The sequence below is a fragment of the Sphingomonas sp. BL2 genome, assembly GCF_056680015.1.
Map to the genome: position 1 here is coordinate 560,307 of NZ_CM155261.1, position 19,331 is coordinate 579,637.

21 protein-coding genes are annotated in these 19,331 nt (G+C 65.7%); 11 read left to right on the forward strand and 10 right to left on the reverse strand.

Annotated elements, in window-relative coordinates; translation table 11 throughout:
• Positions 1 to 17: 17 nt before the first annotated feature.
• On the reverse strand, positions 18 to 1,151 hold the full coding sequence (gene dnaJ, locus AC1ME3_RS02480) for a molecular chaperone DnaJ (RefSeq protein ID WP_480954693.1): 1,134 nt from the start codon (positions 1,149 to 1,151) through the stop codon (positions 18 to 20).
• A gap of 121 nt (positions 1,152 to 1,272) precedes the next feature.
• Positions 1,273 to 3,180: a molecular chaperone DnaK gene (gene dnaK, locus AC1ME3_RS02485; RefSeq protein ID WP_480954694.1), complete on the reverse strand. Its 1,908-nt coding sequence runs from the start codon at positions 3,178 to 3,180 to the stop codon at positions 1,273 to 1,275.
• 168 nt (positions 3,181 to 3,348) lie between these two features.
• Here dnaK and AC1ME3_RS02490 point away from each other — a divergent pair, with 168 nt between their 5' ends.
• From AC1ME3_RS02490 to AC1ME3_RS02500, 3 genes are all read left to right on the forward strand, one after another.
• Positions 3,349 to 3,786 carry a copper chaperone PCu(A)C gene (locus AC1ME3_RS02490; protein ID WP_480954695.1) on the forward strand — a complete coding sequence of 146 codons (438 nt, stop codon included), beginning with the start codon at positions 3,349 to 3,351 and terminating at the stop codon, positions 3,784 to 3,786.
• Positions 3,787 to 3,860: 74 nt separating this feature from the next.
• The gene (locus tag AC1ME3_RS02495; RefSeq protein WP_480954696.1) at positions 3,861 to 4,349 is read left to right on the forward strand and encodes a hypothetical protein; all 489 of its coding nucleotides are present in this window, start codon (positions 3,861 to 3,863) and stop codon (positions 4,347 to 4,349) included.
• The gene (locus tag AC1ME3_RS02500) at positions 4,346 to 4,576 is read left to right on the forward strand and encodes a hypothetical protein (RefSeq protein ID WP_480954697.1); all 231 of its coding nucleotides are present in this window, start codon (positions 4,346 to 4,348) and stop codon (positions 4,574 to 4,576) included. The genes AC1ME3_RS02495 and AC1ME3_RS02500 overlap by 4 nt, the downstream gene beginning before the upstream one ends.
• A gap of 37 nt (positions 4,577 to 4,613) precedes the next feature.
• Here the strand turns inward: AC1ME3_RS02500 and AC1ME3_RS02505 are convergent, their stop codons facing one another.
• From AC1ME3_RS02505 to hrcA, 4 genes are all read right to left on the reverse strand, one after another.
• Complete coding sequence (locus tag AC1ME3_RS02505) at positions 4,614 to 4,853, reverse strand: hypothetical protein (protein WP_480954698.1); 240 nt, start codon at positions 4,851 to 4,853, stop codon at positions 4,614 to 4,616.
• Between the two features lie 106 nt (positions 4,854 to 4,959).
• The gene (locus tag AC1ME3_RS02510) at positions 4,960 to 6,183 is read right to left on the reverse strand and encodes a threonine synthase (RefSeq protein WP_480954699.1); all 1,224 of its coding nucleotides are present in this window, start codon (positions 6,181 to 6,183) and stop codon (positions 4,960 to 4,962) included.
• A gap of 238 nt (positions 6,184 to 6,421) precedes the next feature.
• Entirely contained in the window at positions 6,422 to 6,979 is a 558-nt protein-coding gene (gene grpE / locus AC1ME3_RS02515; RefSeq protein WP_480954700.1) for a nucleotide exchange factor GrpE, read from the reverse strand.
• A gap of 25 nt (positions 6,980 to 7,004) precedes the next feature.
• Positions 7,005 to 8,048 (reverse strand): heat-inducible transcriptional repressor HrcA, encoded by a 1,044-nt coding sequence (gene hrcA, locus AC1ME3_RS02520; protein ID WP_480954701.1) that lies wholly within the window; start codon positions 8,046 to 8,048, stop codon positions 7,005 to 7,007.
• A gap of 202 nt (positions 8,049 to 8,250) precedes the next feature.
• On the opposite strand from hrcA, the gene rph reads away from it, so the two are divergent.
• Both rph and rdgB read left to right on the forward strand, forming a co-directional pair.
• Positions 8,251 to 8,967, forward strand: coding sequence for a ribonuclease PH (gene rph, locus AC1ME3_RS02525; RefSeq protein WP_056055360.1), 717 nt, complete (start codon positions 8,251 to 8,253; stop codon positions 8,965 to 8,967).
• On the forward strand, positions 8,964 to 9,599 hold the full coding sequence (rdgB, locus tag AC1ME3_RS02530) for an RdgB/HAM1 family non-canonical purine NTP pyrophosphatase (protein ID WP_480954702.1): 636 nt from the start codon (positions 8,964 to 8,966) through the stop codon (positions 9,597 to 9,599). Before rph ends, rdgB begins: the two co-directional genes overlap by 4 nt.
• A 129-nt stretch (positions 9,600 to 9,728) precedes the next feature.
• Here the strand turns inward: rdgB and AC1ME3_RS02535 are convergent, their stop codons facing one another.
• Together AC1ME3_RS02535 and AC1ME3_RS02540 are read right to left on the reverse strand one after the other, a co-directional pair.
• On the reverse strand, positions 9,729 to 10,439 hold the full coding sequence (locus AC1ME3_RS02535) for an EAL domain-containing protein (RefSeq protein WP_480954703.1): 711 nt from the start codon (positions 10,437 to 10,439) through the stop codon (positions 9,729 to 9,731).
• 154 nt (positions 10,440 to 10,593) lie between these two features.
• On the reverse strand, positions 10,594 to 11,151 hold the full coding sequence (locus AC1ME3_RS02540; protein ID WP_480954704.1) for a CAP domain-containing protein: 558 nt from the start codon (positions 11,149 to 11,151) through the stop codon (positions 10,594 to 10,596).
• Between the two features lie 31 nt (positions 11,152 to 11,182).
• On the opposite strand from AC1ME3_RS02540, the gene hemW reads away from it, so the two are divergent.
• Positions 11,183 to 12,367 (forward strand): radical SAM family heme chaperone HemW, encoded by a 1,185-nt coding sequence (gene hemW, locus AC1ME3_RS02545; RefSeq protein ID WP_480954705.1) that lies wholly within the window; start codon positions 11,183 to 11,185, stop codon positions 12,365 to 12,367.
• 125 nt (positions 12,368 to 12,492) lie between these two features.
• On the opposite strand, the gene AC1ME3_RS02550 is transcribed toward hemW, so the two are convergent.
• Positions 12,493 to 13,695, reverse strand: coding sequence for a penicillin-binding protein activator (locus AC1ME3_RS02550; protein WP_480954706.1), 1,203 nt, complete (start codon positions 13,693 to 13,695; stop codon positions 12,493 to 12,495).
• Between the two features lie 10 nt (positions 13,696 to 13,705).
• Here AC1ME3_RS02550 and rsmI point away from each other — a divergent pair, with 10 nt between their 5' ends.
• The 4 genes from rsmI to AC1ME3_RS02570 all read left to right on the forward strand — a co-directional run bounded on the left by rsmI (position 13,706) and on the right by AC1ME3_RS02570 (position 16,879).
• Positions 13,706 to 14,554 carry a 16S rRNA (cytidine(1402)-2'-O)-methyltransferase gene (gene rsmI / locus AC1ME3_RS02555; RefSeq protein WP_480954707.1) on the forward strand — a complete coding sequence of 283 codons (849 nt, stop codon included), beginning with the start codon at positions 13,706 to 13,708 and terminating at the stop codon, positions 14,552 to 14,554.
• Positions 14,555 to 14,677: 123 nt separating this feature from the next.
• A complete protein-coding gene (locus AC1ME3_RS02560) occupies positions 14,678 to 15,031 on the forward strand; it encodes a YraN family protein (RefSeq protein ID WP_056488495.1) in 354 nt (117 codons plus the stop codon).
• Between the two features lie 64 nt (positions 15,032 to 15,095).
• Positions 15,096 to 16,049 carry a glutathione synthase gene (gshB, locus tag AC1ME3_RS02565; RefSeq protein WP_480954708.1) on the forward strand — a complete coding sequence of 318 codons (954 nt, stop codon included), beginning with the start codon at positions 15,096 to 15,098 and terminating at the stop codon, positions 16,047 to 16,049.
• A gap of 230 nt (positions 16,050 to 16,279) precedes the next feature.
• A complete protein-coding gene (locus AC1ME3_RS02570) occupies positions 16,280 to 16,879 on the forward strand; it encodes a DedA family protein (RefSeq protein ID WP_480954709.1) in 600 nt (199 codons plus the stop codon).
• Here the strand turns inward: AC1ME3_RS02570 and AC1ME3_RS02575 are convergent.
• Positions 16,876 to 17,751 (reverse strand): tyrosine recombinase XerC, encoded by an 876-nt coding sequence (locus tag AC1ME3_RS02575; RefSeq protein ID WP_480954710.1) that lies wholly within the window; start codon positions 17,749 to 17,751, stop codon positions 16,876 to 16,878. The genes AC1ME3_RS02570 and AC1ME3_RS02575 overlap by 4 nt on opposite strands.
• 93 nt (positions 17,752 to 17,844) lie before the next feature.
• Between AC1ME3_RS02575 and AC1ME3_RS02580 the strand changes: the two genes are divergently transcribed.
• The gene (locus AC1ME3_RS02580; RefSeq protein WP_480954711.1) at positions 17,845 to 19,305 is read left to right on the forward strand and encodes a sensor domain-containing diguanylate cyclase; all 1,461 of its coding nucleotides are present in this window, start codon (positions 17,845 to 17,847) and stop codon (positions 19,303 to 19,305) included.
• The last annotated feature ends 26 nt before the right edge of the window (positions 19,306 to 19,331 follow it).

A 19,331-nucleotide genomic window follows, 5' to 3' on the forward strand; every position in this document is an offset into this window, starting at 1 on the left:
TCCTCGCCCGCCTTACATCACTCGCCCGCGAACACGCCCTTAAGCTTGGCGAAGAAGCCCTGGCTCGCCGGGCATTCGTCACCCGTCTCCGTCTCGCGGAACATCTCGAGCAGTTCCTTCTGGCGGTTGCTGAGACGCGTGGGGGTTTCGACGTCGATCTGGACGACGAGGTCGCCGTGGCCGCGGCCTTGGAGGACGGGCATGCCGGCACCGCGCTGGCGGAGTTGCTTACCCGACTGGATGCCGGCGGGGATCTTCACCTCGTGCGTACGACCGTCGAGGCCGGGGATCGACAGCGCCCCGCCGAGCGATGCGACCGTGAAGCTGATCGGCGCGCGCGCGAACAAAGTCGTGCCTTCGCGTTCGAACAGATTGTGCTTGGTGACGTGGAGGAAAATGTAGAGATCGCCGGACGGCGCGCCGCGGGCACCCGCCTCGCCTTCGCCCGACATGCGGATCCGCGTGCCCTCGTCGACACCGGGGGGGACGTTGATCGACAGCGTCTTGGTCTTCTCGACGCGACCTTCGCCGCGGCAATCGGGGCATGGATCAGCAATGACTTCGCCCGCGCCGTTGCAGACCGGGCAAGCGCGCTCGACCACGAAGAAGCCCTGCTGCGCGCGCACCTTGCCGTGACCGCCGCAATGCTGACAGGTCTTAGCCCGCGTACCGGCCTTCGCGCCCGAGCCGTCGCAGGTGTCGCAGAGCGCGGAGACGTCGATCGTGATCTCGGTCGTCTTGCCGTGGAACGCTTCCTCCAGGCTGACCTCCATGTCATAGCGCAGGTCCGCGCCACGCCGGGCCGCCGAGCGACCGCCGCCGCGCTGTGCGCCGCCCATGAATTCGCCGAAGACGCTTTCGAAGATGTCGCTGAAGCCGCCGAAATCCTGCGCGCCGCCTCCGTGACTACCGCCGCCGCCGTTCTGGAACGCGGCATGGCCGAAGCGATCATAGGCCGCACGCTTCTGCGGGTCCTTGAGGCACTCGTACGCCTCGCTGACCGCCTTGAACTGCGCCTCGGAATCCTTGCAGCCGGCATTCTTGTCCGGGTGATACTTCATCGCGAGCTTGCGGTAGGACGACTTGATCGTCCCCGCATCCGCGGTCCGCTCGCATTCGAGCAGTTCGTAATAATCTGTCTGGGTACTCATAGCGGCCCTCTTAGCCCTCTCCCCTCCGGGGAGAGGGTTGGGTGAGGGGCCATTCCACACGGCAGCGCGCGGAACTGCCCCTCACCCCGGCCCTCTCCCCAGAGGGGAGAGGGAGTTTCGGTTACGCCTTCGGGTTGTCGTCGACTTCCGAGAACTCGGCGTCGACGACGTCGTCGTCCTTCTTCGCCGCATCGCCATCAGCCGACGGCGAAGCGTCCGCCTGGGCCTGCTTCTCGTAGATCGCCTGACCGAGCTTCATCGCAACCTGAGCGAGCGCGGTGCTCTTCTCGGTCATCGCGTCCGCATCGCCGCTCTCGACCGCAGCCTTGGTCGCGTCGATCGCGGCCTGGATCTCGGTCTTCATCGACTCGTCGACCTTGTCGCCGTTGTCGGCCAGCTGACGCTCGGTGGTGTGGACCAGCGACTCGGCGTTGTTCTTCGCCTCGGCGCCGGCACGACGCTTCTTGTCCTCCTCGGCGAAGGTCTCGGCATCGCGGACCATCTGGTCGATGTCGTTGTCCGAAAGACCACCCGACGCCTGGATGCGGATCTGCTGCTCCTTGCCGGTGCCCTTGTCCTTGGCCGAAACGCTGACGAGGCCGTTGGCATCAATGTCGAACGTCACTTCGATCTGCGGCACGCCGCGCGGTGCGGGCGGAATGCCGACGAGATCGAAATTGCCGAGCATCTTGTTGTCGGCCGCCATCTCGCGCTCGCCCTGGAACACGCGGATCGTCACCGCGCCCTGGTTGTCATCGGCGGTCGAGTAGGTCTGCGACTTCTTGGTCGGGATCGTCGTGTTGCGATCGATCATCCGGGTGAACACGCCACCCAGCGTCTCGATGCCCAGCGACAGCGGCGTCACGTCGAGCAGCAGCACGTCCTTGACGTCGCCCTGCAGCACGCCGGCCTGGATCGCGGCGCCCATCGCGACGACCTCGTCCGGGTTGACGCCGGTGTGCGGCTCCTTGCCGAAGAACTGCTTCACGACTTCACGAACGCGCGGCATGCGCGTCATACCGCCGACCAGCACGACTTCGGAGATGTCCTCGGGCTTCAGGCCGCCGTCTGCGAGCGCCTTGCGGCAAGGCTCGAGCGTGCGCTTGACCAAGTCCTCGACCATCCGCTCCAGGTCGGCGCGGGTGATCGACTTCACCAGGTGCTTCGGGCCGTTCTGGTCCGCGGTTATGAAGGGCAGATTGACCTCGGTCGACTGCGCCGAGCTCAGCTCGATCTTCGCCTTCTCCGCCGCTTCCTTCAGACGCTGGAGCGCCAGCTTGTCCTTGGCGAGGTCGATGCCCTCGGCCTTCTTGAACTCGTCGGCGAGGTACTGGACGATCTTGTTGTCGAAATCCTCACCACCCAGGAAGGTGTCGCCGTTCGTGGCCTTCACCTCAAACACGCCGTCGCCGATTTCCAGCACCGAGATGTCGAACGTGCCGCCGCCGAGATCGTAGACAGCGATCGTCTTGCCGTCCTGCTTGTCGAGGCCGTAGGCCAGCGCCGCCGCAGTCGGCTCGTTGATGATACGCAGCACTTCGAGGCCGGCGATCTGGCCGGCGTCCTTGGTCGCCTGGCGCTGTGCGTCGTTGAAGTAGGCCGGCACGGTGATGACCGCCTGCGTGACCGTCTCGCCGAGATACGACTCGGCGGTTTCCTTCATCTTCTGCAACGTGAACGCCGAGATCTGCGACGGCGAGTAATCCTTGCCGCCGGCCGAGACCCATGCGTCGCCGTTCGGCCCGCGCGAGATCTTGTACGGGACCAGCTCGGTGTCCTTCTTGGTGATCGGATCGTCGAAACGACGGCCGATCAGGCGCTTCACCGCGAAGATGGTGTTGTCGCCGTTCGTCACTGCCTGGCGCTTGGCCGGCTGGCCGACCAGTCGCTCGCCATCCTTGGCGAACGCGACGATCGACGGCGTGGTGCGCGCGCCCTCGGAATTCTCGATGACCTTCGGCTTGCCGCCTTCCATGACGGAAACGCAGCTGTTGGTCGTGCCGAGATCGATACCGATTACTTTAGCCATGAGTTCTGATTAGCCCCTCACTTGAAACGAAAATACGAAACTGGTTCCACCCCGTTACGGCAGTGGAACCTTTCTGATGATGGGCGCGATATAGGTGGCCTCGCGCTTGCCGCAAGATTGTACCGGTCATAGGATGCGCAAGTGGTCGGGCCCGGAGAAAAGTAACCTATGCGTATCGTTTTCGGACTGGGTGTTGCCGCGATGGCACTGGCGTCGTGCTCGCCGCCCAAGGAACTGTCCGTCGACGGGGCCTGGGTGCGGCTCGGCGCGGTGACCGGACGGCCCGCGGCGGCGTACTTTACGGTCCATGGCGGCCCCACGCCGGCGACGCTGATCTCGGCCACCACCGACGTCGCGATCAGGTCCGAAATGCACGAGACGATGGACAAGGGCGGCATGTCGACGATGACGCCGCTTGCGAAGGTCGAGGTTCCGGCGAATACGGATGTGGCGTTCGCGCCGGGTGGGCGGCACGTGATGCTGTTCGACATGAACTCGGGGATCAAGCCCGCCGATCGCGTGACGCTGACGTTCGCGTTTGCCGATGGGACGCGGATCATCAACAACGCGACCGTGGTCGCGGCGGGAACCCCTGTAGGGAAGTGATCCGCATTCTTGTCCGGGCTTCGCGACGCGGGTAAGTCCGGCGAGACGACGGACCGTCAGAGTGGAGCATCGGCATGGCCGGCAATACCGACGAAGCGATCTCGCGTGGCCTGACACCCGGTGAGCAGCGCATAGCGGCAACGATCTTCGGCATTTCGATCGATTACGGCCGGGTTCTGATCCACAATCGCAAGGCGTATTTCTTCCAGCCTGCAGACACCGCGATCACACCGAACGGCGAGGTGTATTTTCCGCCGTCATCCTACAAGGCGGACTTTTCGAAGACAGTTGGCGATGCAGCCTGGCTGGTACACGAACTGACCCATGTGTATCAGCACCAGCATGGCATGTGGGTACGAACGCAGGGCCTGCTTCACCGGAAATACGACTATGGCGACCTGTCGCAGACCAAACGGACGATCGCTGGTTTCTTGATCGAGCAGCAGGCGTCGATCGTCGAGGACTATTTCAAACTGATCCACCATGCGCAACCGACGCGCGGGACAGGATCGAAAGCCGATTATGAGCGTGTGATCACCTTTCTCCCGGGGAAATCGCAGTGAAACGATTCCTTCTTGCGATCGTCGGCGCATTGGCCAGCGGCACCTATTGGTGGCTTGTCACGACCATCGGCTTTGGCCTGTTCGGTGGCGATTATGCACCGAACACACCCCCTCAGTCCGCCGCGACGCAGACCGTCCAGACGGTAGCGCTGATCGTCGTCGCGGTAATCCTGTACGCGGTGCTAAGCCTGCAATGGCGCAAGTTCGAAGCGCGCATCGCAGGCTGAGACCGTCATCCCACGAGAGCCGGGTGACCGGCGTTGGTCAGAGCCAGCTACGACCATCCGCTCCGGCACAGCCATATGGCGGCAGCTGGCCGGGGAACCGCGCCTGAATCTTGTGGCAGCCCCACGCGCGCATCGGCCCCGGCGCGTAGCCGTTCAGCGCGATGCCGACCTCGTCATACGGGCTCGAGCCACGCGCGACGTACATGTACCAGCGGCCACCGAACATCACCGCGGCCGCGATGAGCATGACGCAAACGACCTGGACGATTTTCTGCATTAAGGACCCCTATGTAAAGAAGGGCGCCCCGTTGCAGCCAACATGGATCAATTTCAACTACCGATCTGGTAGATCGCGATCTACCCGATCGGCAGAAATCCGCAGTTTAGAGCGCGTTGAAATCGATAGGTCGTGTTCTATCAAGCGCTTGCGGCGCTTCGGGCATCGGATATTTCAGGCCGGTCGCGCAGTTGAAAAGAACGACCCGGTCGTCCTCGTCGACCAGCCCGGCGTTCAGCGCCTGATGATACGCCGCCAGCGTCGCGCCGCCCTCGGGACACAGCAGCAGCCCATCCTGCTTCGCCGCCGCATCGACCGCCTTCAGGATCGCGGGATCGCCGACCGCTAGCGCCTGCCCACCGCTTTCGCGAACCGCGCGGAGGATCAGGAAGTCGCCGACCGCCTTAGGGACGCGGATGCCCGCCGCCACGGTGCTCGCATCCTCCCAACGCTCGGCATGCTCCTCGCCCGCTTCGAACGCACGGACGATCGGCGCACACCCGCTCGCCTGCACCGCGAACATCTTCGGGCGCTCCGAGCCGATCCAGCCGAGCTTCTCGAGTTCGTCGAACGCCTTCCACATGCCGATCAGCCCGGTGCCGCCGCCGGTAGGATAGAAGATCGCATCCGGCAATTTCCAGCCGAACTGCGCGGCGAGTTCGAGCCCCATCGTCTTCTTGCCCTCGATTCTGTAGGGCTCCTTCAACGTCGAGAAATCGAACCAGCGGCCCTCTGCCGCACCCTTGCCGACGATCGCGCCGCAATCGTCGATCAGCCCGTTGACCCGCCAGACGCGTGCGCCCTGCATCGCGATCTCGCGGACGTTGATCTCGGGCGTGTCGTCCGGGCAGAACACGATCGTCTCGATCCCGCAACGGGTCGCGTAGGCTGCCAGCGCCGCTCCCGCATTGCCATTGGTCGGCATCGCGATCTTCGTGACGCCAAGCTCCTTCGCCATCGCGACAGCCATGACGAGGCCTCGGGCCTTGAAGCTACCCGTCGGGAGGCGGCCTTCGTCCTTCACAAGCACGTTGGGGCCGCCGGACTTGGTCAGCGGCACCAACGGCGTCTCGATTTCGCCGAGGCTGACGATGTTGGAAGTATGCCGCACGGGGAGCAGCTCACGCCACCGCCACAGATCGGTCGGGCGAGCCTCGATCGTGTCGCGAGAAACCGCGGACCGCACCGCGTCGAGGTCGTAGCGGACGAGCAAAGGCCGCCCGGCGCGCGACAGCCCATGAAGCTGGTCCGCCTCGTACCGCTCGCCGGTGATCGAGCATTCGAGATGCGTGACGAAGGTCTGGCGATCGGTCGTGAGGTTCTGATTCATTTTTTCATCCTGACGAGCCGCAAAACCCCCGTCACCCCGGACCTGTTCCGGGGTCCACCGTTCCGCAAACCAACCGGTCGTGAATGTGCGGCACAGTGGATGCCGGAACGAGCCCGGCATGACAGTTGAGGCTAAAGGTCGGTGCTAGTCATGACCGCATGAACGATCACACCAACAGCGCCGACCACGAGTAATACCGCGCCCACGGCAACACCGATCAAAAGCTTTGTTGCCTTGCTCACCCAGCCTTGGCGACGCCGACCATGGCGGGACGCAGCAGGCGGTCCTTGATCATGTAGCCCGCCTGCATCTCCTGCACGATCGTCCCGGCAGGCTGATCGCTGGGCACTTCGAGCATCGCCTGGTGCTTGTTCGGATCGAGCATCTGGCCCTCCGCGGCGATCTTGGTGATGCCGTGGCGCTGGAACACGCTCTCCAGCTCGCGGCCGGTCGCTTCGAGGCCAGTCACGAGCCCCTTCATTTTCTCATCAGCCCGCAGGTCCGCCGGAATCGCCGACAGGCCGCGCGACAAGTTGTCGGCAACCGACAGCACGTCGCGCGCGAACGCCGTCGCGGCATAGGCGCGCGCGTCCTGCGCTTCCTTCTCGGCGCGGCGGCGGACGTTCTGGATCTCGGCCTGCGCGTAGAGGACGTTCTGCTTGGCTTCGGCGAGCTGGTTCTCGAGCTCGGCGACGCGGTCGTTCGAGGCCACTTCGGGCGCGGCCCCGGCTGTTTCCTCACGAAGGCCGGTCTCTTCGCGCAGGTCTGCAGGCGTGTTCTGGTCGATGTCGGACATGGTTTTCCCTATAATTTGGGCCGGCTCAACCCATCAACCGGGCGAGCGTTGCAGCCGTGAAATCCACCATGGGCACGACGCGCGCATAGTTCAACCGCGTCGGCCCGATCACTCCGACCACGCCGACCACCCGGCCGTCCAATCCACGGAACGGTCGAGCTATCACCGAAGACCCTGACAACGCGAACAATTTGGTCTCCGCACCGATGAAAATCCGCGTCGAATCGCCGGCTCGCGCACTGTCCAGAAGCGATGCGACTTCCTGCTTTCCCTCCAGATCGTCGAGCAGGTCGCGGACCCGGTCGAGATCGGCGGCGGCGGCGGCGTCGATCAGCCGCCCCTGCCCGCGGACGATCAGCACCGGGCGGCGATCGGCATCTTCGCTCCACACCGCGATGCCGCGCTCGACCAGCGTCCGCGCCGCTCCGTCGAGCGCTGCCTGACCGTCCGCCAGTTCGCGTTCGATCCGGGTCCGCGCATCGGCCAGCGTCAGGCCGCCGAGCGTCGCCGACATGTAATTGCCCGCCTCGACCAGCGCGGACGGCGACATGCCCTTGGGCAGAGCGATCACGCGATTCTCGACCGAGCCGTCCTCGCTCACCAGCACCGCCAGCGCCTGTTCCGGCGACAGCGCGACGAACGCGATCTGGCGGAGTTTCAACTCGCGCTTGGGGACCATCACCAGCCCCGCGCACGCCGACAGCCCCGACAGCGCGAGCGTGGTCGCAGCGAGCGCCTCCTCGACCGGGCCACCGACGCCGGCACGGGCCTCGATCGTCTGGCGCTCCTCGAACGACGGCTCCATCGCCTGCATCATGCCGTCGACGAACAGTCGCAAGCCCCGGTCGGTAGGCATGCGGCCGGCGCTGGTATGCGGGCTGGCGAGCAGGCCGAGGCCTTCCAACTCGCCCATCACGCCGCGAATCGAGGCGGGCGAGAGGCTGAGGCCGGTCAGTTGCGCGATCGTCTTCGACCCCACGGGCGAGCCACTCGCCAGGTAGCTGTCGACCACCGCACGAAAAATGTCGCGCGCGCGATCGGTCAGTTCGGTGACGGGGGGCGTGGCCATCGCTTTGATCTAGGCTGGCGAGCGGGAATGCGAAAGGCTAGGCACACCATATTGCCCACCACTCGTTCGTCCTGAGTAGGGACTGAGCGCAGTCGAAGGCCCGTATCGAAGGATGTGCCCCAAGCGGGCCGATCCTTCGATACGCCGCTTCGACAAGCTCAGCAGCTACTCAGGACGAACGGAAGAATTTTAGGAATATGCTATGCGCCCATCCGGCCGCGCCCCAGACCAGATGCGTGCGATCACGATCGAGCCGCGCTTCACCAAGCATGCCGAGGGCTCCGTCCTGATCGGCTTCGGCGACACGAAAGTGCTCGTCACCGCCAGCGTCGAGGAGAAGGTGCCGCCGTTCATGCGCGGCAAGGGCGAAGGCTGGGTGACCGCCGAATACGGCATGCTCCCGCGCGCCACCAACACGCGCAACAACCGCGAAGCCGCCAAGGGCAAGCAGTCGGGCCGCACGCAGGAAATCCAGCGGCTGATCGGTCGCAGCCTGCGCGCCGTCGTCGACCTCAAGCTGCTCGGCGAGCGCCAGATCGTGATCGATTGTGACGTGATCCAGGCGGATGGCGGCACGCGCACCGCGTCGATCTCGGGCGGCTGGGTCGCACTGCGGCTCGCGATCGACGGCCTGCTGGCGAGCGGCAAGCTGACCGCCGACCCGCTGACGCAGAAGGTGGCCGCGATCAGCTGCGGGATCTACCAGGGCAATCCGGTGCTCGACCTCGACTATATCGAGGATTCGGGCGCGGATGCGGACGCGAACTTCGTGCTGCTCGAAAACGGCAACATCGCCGAGGCGCAGGCGACCGCCGAGGGCGCGACGTATGACGAGGAGGCGTTGCTCCGCCTGCTGCGCCTCGCGCGGATCGGCTGCACCGACATCTTCGCGGCACAGGCGAAAGCGGTGGCCAAGTGAGCGGCGAGGGCAAGGAACCGCAGGCGATCCGCAAGCTCCAGTCGGGCAAGCTGGTCATCGCCAGCCACAACAAGGGCAAGGTCCGCGAGATCGCCGCGTTGCTCGAAGGGCGCGGGCTGGAAGTCGTCTCCGCCGCCGAACTCGACCTGCCGGAACCCATCGAGACGGGCACCACCTTCTTCGCGAACGCGGAGCTGAAGGCGCGCTCGGCGGCCGACCTGTCGGGCTACCCCGCCCTCGCGGACGATAGCGGGCTGTGCGTCGACGCGCTGAACGGCGATCCGGGCGTGTACACCGCCGACTGGGCGGAAACGCCGACCGGTCGCGACTGGATGATGGCGATGCAGAAGGTCGAGGACGCGGTCGTCGCAAAGGGTCCGGACGCGACGCGCGGCGCGCATTTCGTCAGCGTGCTGGCGCTGGCGTGGCCGGATGGTCATGTCGAGTGGTTCGAGGGGCGTGCCGAGGGGACGCTCGTCTGGCCGCCGCGTGGGGATGTCGGGTTCGGGTACGATCCGGTGTTCGTGCCGCTGGGCTACGACCAGACCTATGCCGAACTGCCGCACGAGACGAAGAACGCGATCAGCCACCGGAACGAGGCGTTCAAGTTGCTGGAAGCCGCGGTGTTCTGAAAATCTGGCGGCGGGGAACCTGCCGCCAGCTTCTCGTCATCCTGACGAAAGTCAGGATCCAGGATAACGGGCGGTGCCCCTAATGGCTCTGGATCCTGACTTTCGTCAGGATGACGGAGCAGGTGTAGTTCAGACTGCGATCGCCTGCTTCACCGGCCACGTCACCGTAGGCAGCGCCTCGAACGCCGGTTTCGCCAGCAGATACCCCTGGATATACCGCACGCCGAGCCCCCGCAGCGCGTCGAACTCACCCCGTGTCTCCACCCCCTCGGCGATCACCGTGATCCCCAATCCCGTGCACATCCGCAGCATGCCCTCGACGATCATCCGCCGCGGCAGGCTCGTGTCGATGTCGCGGATCAGCTCCATATCGAGCTTGATGATATCCGGCTGGAACCGCGCGAGCAGATTGAGCCCGGCATGCCCCGCGCCGAAATCGTCGAGCGCGGTGCCGAACCCCATCTTCTGATACGTCGCGATGATGTTCGCGACATGCGCGGGATCGAGCATCTCCTCGTTCTCGGTGAACTCGAAGATCAGCCGGTCGGTCGGCATGCCCACCGCCGCCGCGGTCTTCAGCGTCAACTGGATGCACGCGGCCGGCGAATACACCGCGTTCGGGAGAAAATTGATCGACAGCCGCGCGGGTGTATCGAGCAGCCCGGCCTTCACCGACGCCTCGATCGCGCGCACCCGGCATTGCTGATCGAACGCGTAGAGATTCTTGGCATCGACCTGAGCCAGCACGCTCGCCGCCGACTGGCCTTCGGGACCGCGCACGAGCGCTTCGTAGGCGAAGACGGTCTCGGTCTCGACGTCGACGATCGGCTGGAACGCCATCGAGAAGGCGAAGGACAGGCCGGCGCCGTCTCGGCATCCGACGCAGCCAGTGGGCCGAGAGCCATCAGGTTTGGATACTGGTATCATTCAACCAGATTAAGCGACGACCGCTTAAGAAAGTGCCACCACTTTGGGGCTAACCGCTTGACCTAGATCAATAGGCGCGCTCGCCAAAAACGTTGCCGGGGGGCGAGTAGCGACACACCAGATAGTCGTCGGTCTTGTTGCTCGCCATCGCGCAACCGACCTGGGTCGAGCCGCGCCAGACGATCTGCGTATAGTGCGCGACGTCCTCGAACTTGCCGGTGCGGCTGAACCCGGGGGTCGGCTGGTTGATGAAATCGCGCTTCTCGGCGACCCAGTGCCCCATCATCTCGGTATACGCATAGGCATAGCGCGTGCCGGTCCAGAGGTTCTCGCCTTCGCGCGACATGCCCTGGGGCTGCGGGGCGTGCGCGAATTTGCCGGTCCGCGCCAGGTCCTCGGCATAGGCGCGCGCGGTCGTTGCCAGCGTATCGCTCCAGGTGAGAGGCGCCACGCCGACGGCGGCGCGCGCGGCGTTGTGCCCGTCCATCATGGCGGTCTTGAGCAGGCTCGCACCGCGCGGTGCCGGCGCCATGGTATCGCGGCGCTCGACGACACGCTCGGGGCCCTGCGCGCAACCTGCCAGCAAAAGCGCCCCGGCGATCGCCAAACCCATCCGTGCCGTCATTGCGCTTCCTTCGGCCGCCCCGTGCGACCATATGCGCGAGATAATGCCCGTCTTCGAAACACCAAGCCCCCGCTCCGATTCCCCCGGCGACCTTGCGCTCTACGTCCACTGGCCGTTCTGCGTGTCGAAATGCCCGTATTGCGACTTCAACAGCCATGTTCGCGAGGAGGTGGACCAGGCGGCGTGGCGGGATGCGCTGCTGACCGACCTCGCGCATGAGGCGCGGGTGTTGCCGGGGCGCAAGTTGCAGTCGATCTTCTTCGGGGGCGGCACGCCGTCGCTGATGCCGCCGTCAACCGTCGCCGCTGTGCTGGATGCGGCGGAGAAGGCCTGGGGGTTCGCCGAGGGGATCGAGATCACGCTGGAGGCCAATCCGTCTTCGGTCGAGGCGGCGCGGTTTGCGGATCTGGCGCGTGCCGGGGTGAACCGGGTGTCGCTGGGGCTGCAATCGCTTGACGATCAGGCGCTGAATTTTTTGGGGCGTGCGCATGACGTAAACGAGGGGCAAGCCGCGCTGGCGACTGCGCAGAGCGTGTTTCCGCGCGTCAGTTTCGACCTGATCTACGCGCTGCCCGGCCAGCGGCTCGATGACTGGCGCGCGGAACTTGCGCGTGCGCTGAGCCTGGGGACGGAACATCTCTCGCTGTATCAGCTGACGATCGAAGCCGGCACACGGTTCGCGACCGAGGCGCTGGCGGGGCGGATCGTGATCCCGGATGGCGATTCGGCCGCCGATCTGTTCGAGGCGACACGCGCCGATACCGCCGCGGCGGGGTTGCCAGCGTACGAGACGTCGAACCATGCACGGCCGGGGTCGGAGAGCCGCCACAATCTCGCTTACTGGCGGTACCAGGATTACGCGGGGATCGGGCCGGGCGCGCATGGGCGACGCGGCGGACTGGCGACGGTGCGGCGGAAGAAGCCGGAGAACTGGCTGGCTGCGATCGAGCGCAACGGCCACGGCATGGAGGTGGAGGACTCGCTGACGCCCTCGACGCGGGCGACCGAGGCTTTGCTGATGGGGTTGCGGTTGGCGGAAGGCGTGGATCTCGACCGGATCACCAAGCTGAACGCGGGTGCGGTGCCGGTGGATCTGGCTGCGGTGGCTCGGTTGGAAGCGTTGGGGCTGATCGTGCACTCGCCGGGGCGGTTGCGTGTTACCGAAGCTGGAGCGCTACTCCTGGACGCGATTCTGCCGGAAATCGTCACCGCGTAGGCTGATGCTCGATCATCCCCCTCCCTGAAAGGGAGGGGTTAGGGGTGGGTCGGCCAGTTGACTATCGGTGCGCCCGTCCCATACCGACCCATCCCCTACCCCTCCCTTTCAGGGAGGGGGGAGGCTTACTTTCCGAACCCGGCCGGTGCGGGCGAGACCACCGTTGTCGTACCGCCACGAATTTCCTTCACCTCCAGCGCGCGCTCGGCGACGCTGTCCTTGCCGAAGCGGAACGCGCCGTCGATGCCCGCAAACCCGTCGCCGTCGCGCAGGCGATTGACCGGGAACGGCGTGCCGGGCTTCCAGTCACGCGCGATGCGGACCGTCAGCAGGACCGAGTCGTAACCGAGGCTCGACAGGCGGTACGGCCCCGCCCCGAACCGCGCGCGGTATTTGGCGGCATATTGGCGGTAAAGCGTGTCCGAAACGCTCGCATACCAAGCGCCTGAGAGCGCAGGCTTGGCGGCGATCCCAGCGTCCGAATTCCAGAGCTCGGTGCCGAGGATACGCGTCGATGCGCCGCTGCCGCGCTTGACCATCGCCGCCGCCGATGCTGCGTTCGCGCCGCCATCGGCAATCAGGACCGCGTCATAAGGCGCCTTCGCCGCGAGCCGCGTGACGGCACCGGCGATACCGCCGGGACCACGCGCGTAGGTCTGGAGCGACACGACCTGCCCGCCCGCGCCTTCGACCGCACGGAGGAATGCGGTCGAGGCACGTTCGCCGTACAATCCGTTGGGGACGAGGCCGGCGAAGTTGCTGACGCCCCGCTCCTTCGCGAAATCGACGACGCGCGCGATCGACTGGGTCGGGACATAGCCCATCAGGTAGGCGCCGTTGCCCGCCACGCCGAGATCGTTGGAGAAGCTCAGCACCGGAATGTTCGCGGCGCGCGCGATCGGCGCCACTGCGCGGACGTCGTCGGCAAGCAGCGGTCCGAGGATCAGCTGTGCGCCCTCGGCGATCGCGCGCTGGGCGGCGGCGGCGGCGCCGGTCGCGGTGTCGTAGTTGGTGATCCGGACACGCTGGTTCTGCGTGTCGAGCAAGGCCAGCATCGTCGCGTTGGCGATCGAGGTGCCAACGCCCGCGTTGCTGCCCGACAGCGGCACGAGCAGCGCGACGCGGTTACGCTCGGCATCGCGCGGGATGCCGGTCTCGACGCCAATCTCGGGGCGATCGACGGGCCGCGTGGTCGGGCGCTGCTGCGACGGCTCGACGGGACCACGCGGGACGATCGTCTGGCACGCGCCGAGCAGGCACGCCGCGACAAGGGTCGCCCATCGCCCTGCAGTACGTGCGGATTGCCCTATCGTCGTCGCGTCTGCCATGACCGTCCCCATGAACCCTGAAACTCTTCTCGATCCCGGCCTCTACATCGTCGCGACCCCGATCGGCAATCTTGGCGATCTGTCGCCGCGCGCCGCCGACATCCTCCGCCGTGCCGACGTGATCGCGGTCGAGGACAGCCGCGTCACCGCCGGTCTGCTCCGCCACATCGGCACGAAGACGCCGATGGTGCCGTATCATGACCACAGCGCGGAGGGGGTACGCCCCGCGCTGATCGCGCGGATGGCGACGCAGGCGGTGGCACTGGTATCGGACGCGGGGACGCCGCTGATCTCGGACCCCGGGTTCAAGCTGGTGCGCGACGCGCGGGCTGCGGGGCATCTGGTGGTGACGATTCCGGGGCCGTGCGCGGCGGTGGCGGCGCTGACGCTGGCAGGGTTGCCGACCGATCGGTTCCTGTTCGTGGGGTTCCTGCCGTCGAAGATGCACGCGCGAGCGGAGGCTATTGCGGAGGTGGCCACGATCCGCGCGACTCTGGTGATGTACGAGTCGGGGCCGCGGTTGGGGGCGTGTCTGGCGGCGCTGCTCGAAGGGCTCGGCGACCGAGAGGCGGCGGTGACGCGCGAGATCAGCAAGAAGTTCGAGGAGGCCGTGACGGGGACCCTCTCCACGCTAGCCGCGCGTTATGCGGATGCGCCGCCGCGGGGGGAGATCGTGATCGTCGTCGCGCCGCCGGGCGAGGCGCCGCCGGCGAGTCTCGAGGATGGGGATGCCGCGCTGGTGGAGGCGTTGACGCGACTGTCGACCGGGCAAGCTGCGAGCGAGGTGGCCAAGAAGCTCGGGCTCGACCGGAAGGCGTTGTATGCGCGGGCGCTGGAATTGAAGGCGGAGAAAGGGTGACGCCCCTTCTTCCCCCATCCCTGGAAGGGAGGGGCCGGGGGTGGGTCGGCAGCTTGGGGTCCGCATCGCCAGCCAATGGGCCTACCCACCCCCAACCCCTCCCTTTCGGGGATGGGAGCAGGAATGCGTGACCGCCGTTCCGCGGAGATCGCCGGCCGTCGCGGCGAGCGGCTGGCGGGGTGGTGGCTGCGGTTGAAGGGCTGGAGCATCCTCGATCGCCGAGTCCGCACGCCCGCCGGCGAGGTCGACCTCGTTGCCCGCAAAGGCAACCTCGTCGCATTCGTCGAAGTAAAAACCCGCGCGACCGCCGCCGAACTTGACTTCGCGATCGACGAACGTCGCCTCGCCCGCGTCGCCGCAGCGGCAGAATACCTGATGCCGCGCTATGCCGGGCCGGGCGACGATATCCGCGTCGACGTCATCCTGCTCGCCCCCGGGACCCGCCCGCGGCATATCGAGAATGCCTGGATCGGGTGACGCCGCCCGGTGACTTCGCGTCCGCCCGCGCCTACATGCGCTCGACCGAACAGAAGGAAGACGCATGAGCCTCACCGTCGCCGTCCAGATGGACCCGCTCGACAGCATCAACATCGCCGGCGATTCGACCTTCGCGCTGATGCTGTCCGCGCAGGACCGTGGCCATACGCTCTTCCATTACTCGGCCGAGGACCTGAACTACCGCGACGGCCGGGTCTGGGCGAAGGCGCATCCGGTCACCGTGCAGCGCGTCGTCGGCGATCACTTCAGCGTCGGCGAGTCCGTGAACCTCGACCTCGGCGACGAGGCCGACGTCGTGCTCATGCGCCAGGATCCGCCGTTCGACCTCGGCTACATCACTGCGACGCACCTGCTCGAGCGGATCGCCGACAAGACGCTCGTCGTGAACGATCCCGCGCAGGTACGGAACGCACCCGAGAAGGTGTTCGTGCTCGACTATCCGCAGTTCATGCCGCCGACGCTCGTCACCCGCTCGCTCGACGAGGCACGCAAATTCCTCGCCGAGCACGGCGCGATCGTCATCAAGCCGCTGCACGGCAATGGCGGCAAGGCGATCTTCAAGGTCGAGTCGGACGGCGCGAACCTGTCGGCGCTAATGGAGGTCTTCAACATGACGTGGCGCGAGCCGCACATGGTCCAGGCATTCCTCCCCGACGTCGCGAAGGGCGATAAGCGCATCGTGCTGATCGACGGAGAAGTCGCAGGCGCGATCAACCGCCTGCCGGGCGAAGGAGAGATCCGCTCGAACCTCGCGGTCGGCGGCTCGGCGGAGAAGTCGGTGCTGACCGACAAGGAGCGCGAGATCTGCGCGGTGCTCGGGCCGGAGCTGAAGAAGCGCGGGCTGCTGTTCGTCGGGATCGACGTGATCGGCGGCACGTGGCTGACGGAGATCAACGTGACCTCGCCGACCGGGATCGTCGCGATCTCGAACTTCGATGGGACCGATGTCGCCGGCATGATCTGGGATGCGATCGAAGCGAAGGTGGCGGCTCGGTAATTTCAGCGCGAACTGTCGCTGATACGCCCAACCGTTGGAAGACCACCACCCCGGCGAAGGCCGGGGCCCAGTTGGCAAGGTTGCAGTAACGGAGCGTTGCCCTTCGTTATCGACGTCTCCCACCTGGACCCCGGCCTCCGCCGGGGTGGTGACATCGTTAGGTCGGGAGTGTCCCGCTCATAACGGTACCTCGAGGAACCCATCCGGCGTCCCGGCAGTATCTCATACCCATGACCGAATTCATCCTCGATCTCATCGCCTGGGGCGGATATTTCGGTATCTTCCTGTTGATGGCGCTCGAGAATATCGTGCCGCCGGTGCCGTCCGAAGTCATCATGGGGCTCGGCGGCATGGCGGTCGCGCGCGGCGACATGAGCGTCGTGCCGCTGATCGCCTGGGGAACCGCAGGCTCGGTCGTTGGCAATTACTTCTGGTATTATATCGGCCGCAACATCGGCTACGAGCGCTTCCGCCCGTTCATCGAGCGCAACGGCCGATGGCTGACGATGGAATGGTCCGACGTCGAGAAGATCCACCGCTTCTTCGTGAAGCGCGGCGGCTGGGTGATCTTCGTATTTCGATTCATGCCGACCTTCCGCACCGTCATCTCGCTGCCCGCCGGGATGACACGCATGCCGATCTGGCAGTTCGTGATCTGGACCGCGGCGGGCAGCGCGATCTGGAACACCGTGCTCACCTATGCCGGCATCCTGCTCGGCTCGCATTTCGAAGAACTCGACCGCTATGTCGGGCCGGTCGCAGTGGCGACGTTCGTGGTGATCATCATCGGCTATGGCTGGCGCGTGCTGACCTGGAAACCGAAGGGCTAGACGCCGCCATGCGGGTGGGCGTTGCGATAGACGTCCATCAGATGAGCGGCATCGACCTGCGTATAGACCTGCGTCGAACTTAGGCTCGCATGACCGAGCAACTCCTGAAGCGCGCGCAGGTCCGCCCCCCGCCCCAGCAGATGCGTCGCGAAACTGTGCCTCAGGGCATGCGGCGTCGTCCGATCGCCCAGCCCAAGCCGTGCGCGTGCCGACTGAACCGCCCGGCGGATCATCACCGGCGACAACGCCCCGCCCTTAGCCCCACGGAACAACGGTTCGTCGCGCGCGACAGGCCAAGGCGTCTGCGCGACATACGCCTCGATCGCCGTACGAACCTGCGGCAGCAAAGGCACTATACGCGTCTTGGCGCGCTTGCCCGTCACCCGGATCGTCTCGCCGAGCGGCAGGATATCGCCGCGCAACGTCAACGCCTCGCCGATTCGCAAGCCTGCGCCGTACAGCAGCATCAACACCGCCCAGTCGCGCGCGCCGATCCACGGCTCGGCGGCATCGTCGGCCACCTCCTCCGCCAGTGCGACCGCCTCGGCCGGCGAGATCGGTCGCGGCACGCCCGCCTTCACGCGCGGCCCCCGCATCCGCGGCTGCTCCGCACCTTCGTTCGCCCAGGCGAGAAACCCCCGCACCGCCGATAATTCGCGCGCCGCGGATGCATTGCCCAACCCCGCCTCGCGACGCTGCGCCAGATACGCCCGCAGGTCCGTCGCGGTCACTCGCGCGAGAGCCGCCCGATCGATCCGCTCACCCCAGTGCCCCACCAGGAATGCCGTCAGCCGCTCGGCCGACGCCCGGTACGCCCGCACCGTATGAACTGATCGCCGTCGATCACGCGAGAGATGGTCGGCCCAAAGCATAGAAGCCGGCAAACCTGTGTTACATTCCATCGTAAGATAGTAACGCGTTCCAGCGACAAAAGAAAATTAACCCCCGTCGGGATAGTGAGTGCCATGTCCCCCGCCGATCGCCTGTCTAGCGTATTTGTTGATGAAGCTCGGCGGGTCGCTGCGCTTCATGCGCTCGCGCTGCTCGACAGCGAGCCGGAACGTGAATTCGACGCGCTTGTCGCGCTCGCGGCAGAAATGCTGGACTGCCCGACCGCGTTGATGACGCTGGTCGACAGCGACCGGCTGTGGATCAAGGCCGCGGCTGGCGGCGAACGCGGCGAGATCAGCCGCGATATCGGCATGTGCGCCTACACGATCCAGAACGAGCATCCCCTCGTCATCGAAGATCTCGATACCGATTCGCGGTTTTTCCAGAATCCGCTGGTCATGGCGGAGCGGCCCGCGCGGTTTTATGCAGGGGCTGCGATCCACGCGGTTGATGACAGCGGCGAACGTCACGCGATCGGTACGATATGCGTCATCGATACGGTGCCACGCACCCTGAACGAAGCAGGTCGTCGCGCGCTGACCCATCTCGCCACGCTCGCCGAGGCGACTATCGCGGCAAGGGCTGCCGCGCATCAGGCAATTGCGATCGCGACCATCGCCGATCGACAGGCTGCAACACTGGAGAGACAGGACCGGATCTTTCGCCAAGCGGAACGGATGGCGGCGATGGGATCGTGGCAAGCCTCGCTCGATCATCAGAAGATGGCTTGGTCGGATGGGGTTTTCCATATCTACGGCCTGCCCGTGGGGCCCGTGCCGGAAATGGAAATCGCGATGGGCTTCTACCCACCGCACGCTCGGGACACGCTGACGGACTCGTTGGCCTCGACGTTGGAGACGGGTAGGCCGTTCGATATCGAGGTAGATTTCCTGACTGCTGGGGGCGAGGCACGTCGCGTACGCGTGTTGGGCGAACTTGAGCTCGATGAAAGTACGGCAATAGGATTTGTCGGTGTTTTTCAAGATGTTACCGAGCGGCATGCCCTTGAAACCACGTTGCGGCGGACGGCCGACACAGATTCGCTGACGGGTATCGCCAACCGTGCTGCTTTCGACCGGGCGCTCGATACCGCGATGACCCGCGCGCACACCGATGACACCCCGCTGCTGCTTGCCCTGGTCGATCTCGACGGGTTCAAGGCAATCAACGATACTCTCGGGCATACTGCCGGAGACGATGTACTTCGCGGCGTCGGCCGCGAATTGCAGGCGCGGTGGCTGATGGGCAGTTTCGTCGCGCGGCTCGGCGGCGACGAGTTTGCCGTGCTCATCGACGATCCAGCACTCGCCGCCGCGCCCGCACAGACCTGCACACGACTTGAGGAATCCCTGCGGTTTCCGATCGCCATGAACGGCCTCGCGATGGTCAGTGCCGGCACCGTCGGTATCGCTGCATTGGCACCGGATTGTCATTCGATCCGCGATTTCGTCCACCGGGCAGATACGGTGCTGTACCAGGCCAAGCGCGCCCGGGTGGGTGAGCGCCGACGGACGGACCGACGAAGCGCTGCCTAAAGCGGTTCACGCGGAGTCGATCTGTC